The sequence below is a fragment of the Granulicatella sp. zg-ZJ genome (genome assembly GCF_010892355.1).
GTDB lineage: Bacteria > Bacillota > Bacilli > Lactobacillales > Aerococcaceae > WM01.
This window is the reverse complement of sequence record NZ_WNJY01000025.1, coordinates 20,975-30,699: the sequence shown is the minus strand read 5'-3', so window position 1 is coordinate 30,699 and position 9,725 is coordinate 20,975. Positions and strand designations below refer to the sequence as shown.

General features: G+C 32.3%; 7 protein-coding genes. All 7 read left to right on the top strand.

Annotation, left to right across the window (positions count from 1 at the left end; genetic code table 11):
• The first annotated feature begins 269 nt into the window (after nt 1–269).
• Nucleotides 270–899 (top strand): CBS domain-containing protein, encoded by a 630-nt coding sequence (locus tag GMA11_RS07450; RefSeq protein ID WP_163546541.1) that lies wholly within the window; start codon nt 270–272, stop codon nt 897–899.
• A complete protein-coding gene (locus tag GMA11_RS07445; protein ID WP_163546540.1) occupies nt 893–1,717 on the top strand; it encodes a pyruvate, water dikinase regulatory protein in 825 nt (274 codons plus the stop codon). Before GMA11_RS07450 ends, GMA11_RS07445 begins: the two co-directional genes overlap by 7 nt.
• A gap of 3 nt (nt 1,718–1,720) precedes the next feature.
• On the top strand, nt 1,721–4,345 hold the full coding sequence (gene ppdK / locus GMA11_RS07440) for a pyruvate, phosphate dikinase (RefSeq protein ID WP_163546539.1): 2,625 nt from the start codon (nt 1,721–1,723) through the stop codon (nt 4,343–4,345).
• Nucleotides 4,346–4,456: 111 nt separating this feature from the next.
• Nucleotides 4,457–5,665, top strand: a complete 1,209-nt coding sequence (gene secY2 / locus GMA11_RS07435; RefSeq protein ID WP_163546538.1) for an accessory Sec system protein translocase subunit SecY2 — start codon at nt 4,457–4,459, stop codon at nt 5,663–5,665.
• A gap of 8 nt (nt 5,666–5,673) precedes the next feature.
• Complete coding sequence (asp1, locus tag GMA11_RS07430; RefSeq protein ID WP_163546537.1) at nt 5,674–7,203, top strand: accessory Sec system protein Asp1; 1,530 nt, start codon at nt 5,674–5,676, stop codon at nt 7,201–7,203.
• Nucleotides 7,196–8,749 carry an accessory Sec system protein Asp2 gene (gene asp2 / locus GMA11_RS07425; RefSeq protein WP_163546536.1) on the top strand — a complete coding sequence of 518 codons (1,554 nt, stop codon included), beginning with the start codon at nt 7,196–7,198 and terminating at the stop codon, nt 8,747–8,749. The genes asp1 and asp2 overlap by 8 nt, the downstream gene beginning before the upstream one ends.
• The gene (gene asp3 / locus GMA11_RS07420; protein WP_163546535.1) at nt 8,746–9,708 is read left to right on the top strand and encodes an accessory Sec system protein Asp3; all 963 of its coding nucleotides are present in this window, start codon (nt 8,746–8,748) and stop codon (nt 9,706–9,708) included. Before asp2 ends, asp3 begins: the two co-directional genes overlap by 4 nt.
• Nucleotides 9,709–9,725 lie beyond the last annotated feature (17 nt).

Below are 9,725 nucleotides of genomic sequence, written 5' to 3'. Positions count from 1 at the left end.
GAGAAATACCTCCTTGTTTAATTGTGGTGATTTAATCATACAGGTATTTCTCTTTTTTTGTCCACTTTTATATACAAAATCGTGTTGGTGGATTATTCCCACCAACACGATTTATTATAGAGCCTTTTTTAATATTTTAGTTGAAAAAAGATGTGTAAATAGACTAATTCACATATCTTTTTTAAATAATGTGTAATAACTATAAAAACACTTGAAATAATGTGTAATAAATGTTAGGATATTGTTGTAATTGAAAGAGGTGGTTAGAGATGCAGTTAAATGCACGTCAAAAAAAAATTGTAGAGTTAGTAAAAATGTATGAGCCAATCACTAGTGACGAGATAGCACAGAGATTGGCTGTTGGAAAATCAACATTAAGAAATGAATTGTCTGTATTGGTCATGGTGGGTGTGTTATCTGCAAAGCCTAACGTTGGTTATTATTATAATGAGTCTTTTTCATCTGTAAGTAATAGGAAACTATTTGATGATGTGAAAGTGAAAGATGTTATGGGAGTAGCTATTACGGCTAAGAATACAGAGCCTTTTTCAGATGTAGTGACAAAGTTATATGTTCATGATATTGGTACGGTGTTTATTGTAAATGAGGAAAATCATTTAGTTGGTGTTGTTTCAAGAAAAGATATGCTAAAGATGGCTATTTCAAATCATAATGTATCAGCAGTGCCTATTGCTTTAGCAATGACACGTATACCGAATGTTGTATTTTGTCAAGAGGATGAATATTTTGTGGATGGTTTAAAACGTTTAATAACACATCAAGTGGATTGTTTACCAGTTGTGCAAAAAGATGGTGAACATTATATTGTAGTCGGTAGAATTTCTAAAACAATTAGTATTGGCTTAATGTTAGATTTATTGGAGGAGTCATCATGTTAAAGATTCAAATTATTTCTGATTCTTTAGGGAATACGGCTAAAGATGTTGTTAAAGCTACTTTATCGCAATTTGATGAAAACGATGTGCTGTATGAAGTGGTGAGAAATCCATTTGTGACAACAAAAGAGGAAATTATACAAATCATCGATAAAATGTCTAGTGGTAAAGATATTGTGGTGCAAACATTAGTAGATAAAGCACTAGCAGAGTTCAGTAGAGATTATGCAAGTCGACATGATATTTATGTGTTAGATATTTTGAGTGAATTTTTAAGTGTTTTAGAGAATAGATTTCAGCGTCCTGCTAAAAATAAACCAGGGATTATTAGGCGAACTAATGAAGATTACTTTGAGCGTATTCGTGCGATCGAGTTTACAGTGAAGTATGATGACGGGAAAGATGTTAGTGGATTAAAAGAAGCGGATTTAGTGTTGATCGGTGTTTCGAGAACGTCTAAAACGCCATTGAGTATGTATTTAGCCAATAAAAATATTAAAGTTATGAATATACCTCTTGTTCCTGAAATTACGTTGCCGAAAGAATTGTATGAAATAGATAGTAGAAAGATTGTAGGGTTGACAACCAGTATAGAACAACTCAATTCAATTCGTACACAACGGTTAAAAACATTAGGTGTTGTGTACGATAATCAATATTCTGATGAATTACGTATTTTTGAAGAACTCGAATATGCACATACGATTATGAAAAAATTAAAATGTCCAATTATCAACGTTGAAAATCGTGCTATTGAAGAAACGGCAGAAATTATTCTTGACTTGATTAGAACAAACGGCTTAAAAACAATCAATATATAGGAGATGAAGACTATGAAAAAATATGTATATCATTTTTCAGAAGGAAATAAAGAGATGAATGCCTTACTAGGAGGTAAAGGTGCTAACTTAGCAGAAATGACAAGTTTAGGTGTTAATGTACCACCCGGATTTACAATTACGACAGAAGCATGTCGTGATTATTATGTACAAGAAAAAACATTGTCTGATGATGTGAAAAATCAAATAGATACAGCATTGAGTACCTTAGAACAAACGATTGGTAAGCGTTTAGGAGATACAGAAAATCCTTTATTAGTGTCTGTTAGAAGTGGGTCTGTCTTTTCAATGCCAGGAATGATGGATACGGTGTTGAATTTAGGATTAAATGATGAAACAACAGAAGCTCTTGCAAGACAAAATAATGATAAAAAATTTGCATATGATAGTTATAGACGTTTTATTCAAATGTTTTCAGATGTTGTCATGGGAATTGAAAAATATCGTTTTGAGCAAGTATTAGCAGAAGTAAAAAGAGAGAATTGTATTGCTCATGATCGTGATTTGTCTGCTAACTTATTGTTAAGTATTATTGAGCGTTTTAAAGATATTTATTTTAAAGAAACAGGGAATCGTTTTCCAACAGATGTTAAAGAACAATTATTATTAACAGTAGAGGCTGTTTTTAAGTCATGGAATAATCAACGTGCAAAAGTGTATCGTAAATTAAATAATATTAGTGATTCTTTAGGAACAGCGGTTAATGTGCAAGCAATGGTATTTGGGAATATGGGGAATACGAGTGGAACAGGTGTTTGTTTTAGTCGAAATCCTGTAGATGGGACAAAAGTTTTATTTGGTGAATATTTAATTGATGCACAAGGTGAGGATGTTGTGGCGGGTATTCGTACGCCACAACCGATTGAAACATTAAAAGAAGAGTTGCCACAGGTTTATGAAGAACTGGTACGTGTTGTTGAAAAATTAGAAAACCACTATAAAGATATGCAAGATATTGAATTTACAGTGGAAAATAATCGTTTGTATTTGTTACAAACTCGAAATGCAAAACGAACAGCGAAAGCAGCGGTAGAGGTTGCGGTTACGTTAGTGGATGAGGGGATTTTAACAAAAGAAGAAGCTATTTTGCGTATTACAACTGATGATATCAATAAGTTATTACATCCAACATTTGATGAAAAGGCTTTAAAAGAAGCAACACTTTTAGCAACAGGGTTAGCTGCTTCTCCTGGAGCAGCGGTAGGGCATATTTATTTTACTGCTCAAGAAGCTGTAAAAGCATCTAAAGAAAAAAATGTCATTTTATTAAGACAAGAAACATCTCCTGAAGATATTGAAGGAATGGTTAGTTCTCAAGCGATTGTTACAAGTACGGGTGGTATGACATCACATGCGGCAGTTGTAGCAAGAGGTATGGGAAAATGTTGTGTATGTGGTTGTCAAAATCTTGTGATTGATGAACAGGCAAAAACAGTTCGTATAGAAGACACAATATTACGTGAGGGAGATATGTTATCGGTTGATGGAAGCACAGGTTGTATTTATTTAGGGGAAATAAAACAAGCCAGCGCTGTAAAACAAGAAAGTTTTGCTAGATTGATGACGTGGGTTGATGAGATTAGAGAATTAATGGTATATGTGAATGCAGACAATGCTCATGATACACAAGTTGGTTTAAGCTTTGGTGCAGCTGGTGTTGGTTTATGTCGTACAGAGCATATGTTTTTTGAAGAAAATCGTATTGGTCTAGTACGTAAAATGATTTTGTCGAATGATTTAGAAAGTCGTTTAGTCTTTTTAAATCAATTAGAAGTTATTCAACGGGATGATTTTTATCAAATGTTCAATGTATTAAATGGAAAATCAATCAATATCCGTTTGCTTGATCCGCCATTGCACGAATTTTTACCACATGAAGAAAAACAAATTGTGGCACTTTCAAAAGAATTAGGATGTTCTCGAGAAGAATTAGAGGCAAAAATCACTAGTTTATCAGAGTTTAATCCGATGATGGGGCATAGAGGATGTCGTTTAGGTGTGACTTATCCAGAAGTGTATTTGATGCAAGCTAAGGCGATTTCTTCTGCGGCTATTCAAGCGAAAAAAGAAGGGGTTGATGTTCATGTTGAAATTATGATTCCTTTAGTTAGTGTTGTAGAGGAACTGGTATTCTTAAAAACACAGATTGAGCATCTAGTAGAGAGTCAAATAGAGGAATCTGGTGTAAGTTTCCAATACAAAATAGGGACAATGATTGAAATTCCTAGAGCGTGTTTTATTGCGGATCAGTTAGCTGAGCATGCAGCATTCTTTAGTTTTGGAACAAATGATTTAACGCAGTTGACGTATGGGTATTCTCGTGATGACGCGTCTAAATTTATTGATATTTATAAGCAAAAACATATTTTGGCACATGATCCATTTGTTCATTTAGATGAAAGTGGAGTATTATCATTGATAAAAATGGCGAAAGAAAAAGCTAAAAAAGTTAATCCGAATATTAAAATTGGTGTGTGTGGGGAACATGGCGGTGATGAGAAATCCGTTATTTTATGTGGAAAAATTGGGTTAGAATATGTGTCTTGTTCACCTTATAGAGTGTTGATTGCTAAGTTAGCAGCAGCAAAAGCTGCCATTTTAAAAAAATAACGAAAAAAACGTATTGATTTGTTGAATCAATACGTTTTTTTGTACATAACGTTTTTATAAACGGGGGAGGGTATGGTAAAATGTTTTATAACTAGAGTTAGGAGTTTAATCATGTCAATAATGAAATATTTAAAAAACAGAGTTATTTTACGGAAAGTATCGTTTACGCTAGGTATTATTTTTATCTATTTATTAGGGACACATCTGACAGTGAGTAAAGATGTTTATGTGATTAAGCAGTTAAATGAGTTGTCTGTTATTGGGAGTATGCTTGGTGCTGATTATACGCAGTTAAGTATTTTTACACTAGGTTTAGCTCCATGGATGTCCACGATGATTTTATGGCGTGGATTGAGTATATTTAAACGTTTAGAATTAGATAAGAAATCACATAAAAAAATAAATGGTTGGCAAATGCGTTTTATTTTTATATTAGCCGTCATTCAAGCGTTAACGTTTGTTCTTTTGAATATGAGAGGGAAAGAGCCTTCTCTTTTAGAAATTATTACATTGTGTAGTGTTTTAGTTACAGGGGTTTTTGTTTTAATGTTTCTTGTTAGTATGAATACGGCGTATGGTATAGGTGGTTTTACAATCATTATCATTGTAGGTATTGTTCGTACCATAACGAAAAGATTTGTGACCTATTTCTTTAATGGGACACCATTTGATATATATAAACTTCTTCTATGTATCTATTTATTTTTTGTGATATTGATTTTAATTACACTTGATCGGGCAGAGCGTCGGATTGAAGTCAATCGTTTAATGATCAATAATGCATTTCAAGATAAATCGTATTTATCTATTCGATTGAATACGTCGGGTGGTATGTCAATTATGTACACGTTCACGATTTTGATGTTACCACAATATTTATTCCAACTTTTAAATTATACATTTCCTGAACAAATATTATTTCAACAGTTGATAGATATGTTTCGTTTAACAAATGTGAGTGGCGTCACGATATATAGTATTGTGCTGTTCTTTTTAACGATTGGATTTTCGTTTTTAAATATCGATCCAGAAGATATTGCCAAAACATTAAGAAATTCAGGAGATTATATTTCTGGGCTTAGACCAGGAAAAGAAACTAAAGAGTATTTGCATCAGATTATATTAAGATTGAGTTTTGTAAATGCTATTACTCTTACTTTATTTGCGGGTGTGCCATTGTATATTGGGGTATTTGATAAATCTTTTAGTGAGATTTTGACTTTACCTGGTTCTGTCATGTTATTAGTTGGATTGACTTTGTCCATTTATGATCAATTATCCGTATTAACGATTAAGAAAAATTATCATTCATTATTTTAAGGAGCGCTATGTTTTATTTTATTCCGTCGTGGTATAACAGTAAGAAAGATTGGTTTTTAAATACATTACCGTGGTATTTAGTTCCACAAAAAATTGAATTTGACGACACAATCAATCAAGTAAGAATGTTTTCTGATGCAAATGAAGATGTGCAGTTGATATTATTAAATTATATGCCACATTTACGTTATTTTTTATATAGACAAGAGTTGCTACATGTCCCTTATTGGTCTGTATTTGATGATATACAAAGTATTACTATACAAGAACAATTGAGTGTATTTGATTATAAACAATTACCTTGGCCGGAACACGTAGAGTTTGTATATACTCCTTTTTTAATCGTTGTAAGGCAGGACAATCAAACTTTAGCACGTATTGAATATGGTTATGATGGGAATATTATATGGATTGATTTTTTCAATAATGCTCAAATAGAAAAACGTTATATTGTGGATGATAGAGGATTTGTTTCTTGTATAGTCTATATGAAAAATAATGTTGAAGAATATCGTGAATATCTTAATGTATATGGGCAGTGGCAAATACGTGAGTATGTGGAAACAGGGTATGTTGAAGTCAATGAAGCATATGCACATTTGTTTAAAAAAGCAGCGTATGAGTCTATGTTTGATTTACTTTCAGAGAAAATACATGACTATTTACATAATCGACAAGAAACGATTGTTCTTGCAAGTGATATACAACATAATGAGTTGATTTTAAAACAAGTATCTTCTCAGTTTATTGTGCTATCTTTTTTTGAAAATAGATATGATTTAAACAGTGAACAATTACTTTTAGATGCAAATCGTTCTGATATGATTGTTGTGTCAACAGAAAATCAAAAACATCAAATAAAAGAAAAAATACAGAATGAACATATTTATGTGTTGCCACCTTTTGATGCAAGATTGTCATTAGGCGAAAGCCAAAGAGAGCATCTATCGTATATTTATTTACGAGCAGATGATGTTTCTTCGGATATTTTTGAACAAGCAATTATTCGAATTGGGCAGATAATGCGTGAAGAAAAAGAGGTAGTACTCATTATTGGTACATATTATGCACATCTTGAGCAAGTATTATTAGAAAAAACGAAAAAAATCATAGAAGAGTATATTGAGCCGACTTTTTTTGATGTAGAAGAACAGGATACATTTATCGGGATTGATGTAAAAAAAGAAGATAGAGTATCGGTACATGTATCAAAACGTGAAGATGATTTAATTAAACTTTTAAAAAAAGTGCGATTAGTCATTGATTTATCCGATAATCCGGATGTGTTTACACAAATAGCAAGTATTAGTGCAGGGATACCGACAATCAATTTATATCGGTCGATGTATATCGAACATGAAAAAAATGGGTTTATTTTAAATACTATTGAAGATTTATCCGAAGCGATTCATCATTATTTAGACGGATTGCGTCGGTGGAACGAAGCGTTGGTATATACGGTACAGCGTATTTCAAATTATACGAGTGGGAAAATTGTATCGGATTGGAAATTATTGATAAGGAGAAAAAATGGGTGAGCAAATAAGAGTACTGTCTATTGGGCAAACGAATCCTAAGATAACTATACAGGATATACCTGAAAATATTGAGTGGATACATATAGCTCCAGAGAATGTATTTTTATATATAACTCATGTTAAACAAGAGGCTGAATTAGAGAAAAAACCAGTAAGACGGTTTTCAGCTATTGTGATTGAGTGTATTAAAGATGTGAAAAATATTGATTGTTTAGATGATTTTATTGAGCCGTATCGAGTGTTTTATATGTCAGAAGGGTATTTACTGTCCGTTGAACAAAAACTATTTATGAAGAGAAAATTAGCTAAAAAATGTTCATTACGACATTTGCCTGAAAAGCTCGAGTTGATTTCTAAAGCCTTTTATGAACGTCAATCTTATGGGGATAAATTTCACATAGAACAGATAATGATTAGTCCGAATGTAAGAGGAAAAGTAAGGTATACGGGACATAATAATGTATCTTTATCTGTGAAAGATATTGATGATTTTCAAGAAGTGGCGATTTGGAAATACAACTATTTACACGGAAACAAACCTTTTACATTTTGGTTGGAGTATCAAGCAGATAAGCAATTAGAGGTACAGTTAGTTATCCACGCGATTAAATATGGTTCTGTGGCGGATATTATGAATCGTTATGTGTATTCACAAAAAGATATGGAAACACCTATCACTTTAGACGAACAAGGATTTGTTAATCTATGTTTTTCTTTACAAGTGAGAGGAAGTGGGACTATTCATATCGGAGCTTTGCACAAAAGAGATTCTCGTTTTTTTGAGGGGGATTTTTTTGTAGGAGGACAAACATTTAGAGATTCAAAGAGAGAGGAATTTCATTACTATTTCCATCCAGGAGATTTAACACCACCTTTAAATGTGTATTTTTCAGGTTTTAAAGGCGTTGAGGGATTTGAAGGGTATAGAATGATGCAACGGTTAGGAGCACCTTTTTTATTGATTAGTGATTCTCGTTTAACAGGGGGTGCCTTTTATTTAGGAAGCGAAGAATTTGAGAAAGGCATTGTCAATGTGATACGTGATAGTTTAGATTGGTTAGGTTTTACAAACGATCAACTTGTATTATCAGGATTATCTATGGGAACTTTTGGTGCCTTGTACTACGGTGCAAAATTATTGCCTCACACCATTTTAGTTGGAAAGCCTCTTGTAAATTTGGGAGATGTTGCTTTTAATGAGTTAATGCATAGACCAGGTGTCTTTCCAACCTCTTTAGATCTTTTACAAAAAATAACAGGAAAAAATAGTAAGCAGACGATAGATGCTTTAAATCAACGTTTTTGGCAAGTGTTTGATGAGGCTGATTTTGAGAAGACGTCATTTGTTTTGTCTTATATGAAAAATGATGATTACGATATGAATGCATATCATGATATTTTAAATCATTTGAAAGATAGTCGTGCAAGAATTATTAGTAAAGGTATTGCTGGTCGACACAATGATAATACAAATGCTATTCTAGAATGGTTTCGAAATCAGTATGAGGATGTGTTAAAACTTGATTTTAAAAGGAGTAGAAAATGACAGGTATAACACACTATATTTATTGGAGTAATTATACTGCCAATACATATTTATATGGTTCTAGTATTGATTATATAGCACCTGATAATGTTGTTTTTGAAAATGAACTGATGCCGTCGGGTACAAGAATCCAAACGTGGAAGTCAAAAACACATTATCAAGCAGATAGACAAGCATTACAATTACCTATTTTATTAGCTTCTAAAACGTATAAATTACAAGCGAATATAAATACAACGCCTTCTAACACATTGTACGTACGTTTGAATTTTTTTGATCGCTTTGATGAGTGCTTATCTTTTGTCATGCTAAAAGATTTGAGTACAAGTTTAGAGTTTGTTTGCCCATTAGGGACACAGTATTATACAGTTGAATTGATGAGTGCTGGTTGTGTCCGTCTTGAATTTCATTATTTAACGATTAGTGAAGTATCTCAAAATAAAGATAGGTTATTAAATATTGATAAAAATGAACCGTATTTAATGGTTCTATTTACTGAGCCTAGAATAAATGGGTTGCATCATATTCAAAGTCATGATTTGAAAGGTATAAAAAATGTATTATGTATTGAAAATGACAAAAATCAAGGACATTTTTATTTAGACGATAAAGTGATAAAAGAAGTATCGTTTTTAATTGATTGTGCTAAGATGGATTTGAATAGTCAGTTGATTTATTTTGCAGGATACGGTCCTGTAAGTAATCTTGCAGCTTTATATTATGCGACATCTATTTTTTTAGATAGTCAAGCTTTTGTCACACGTGATTTTTATACTGTGGATGATTATATGAAAAAGTATCGAGAGTATGGTATACAAAAAGTATTGGAAAAAGATTGGATAGATACGCATTTACAAAAACGTAATGTGACTTTATATGGAAAAGGAAGTATGGTATCGGATGTATTTGTACAACCATTTGTTGATTATAAAAGTCAACTAGCATATCTTCACTTTTAAACAAAAGAAAAGGTGGT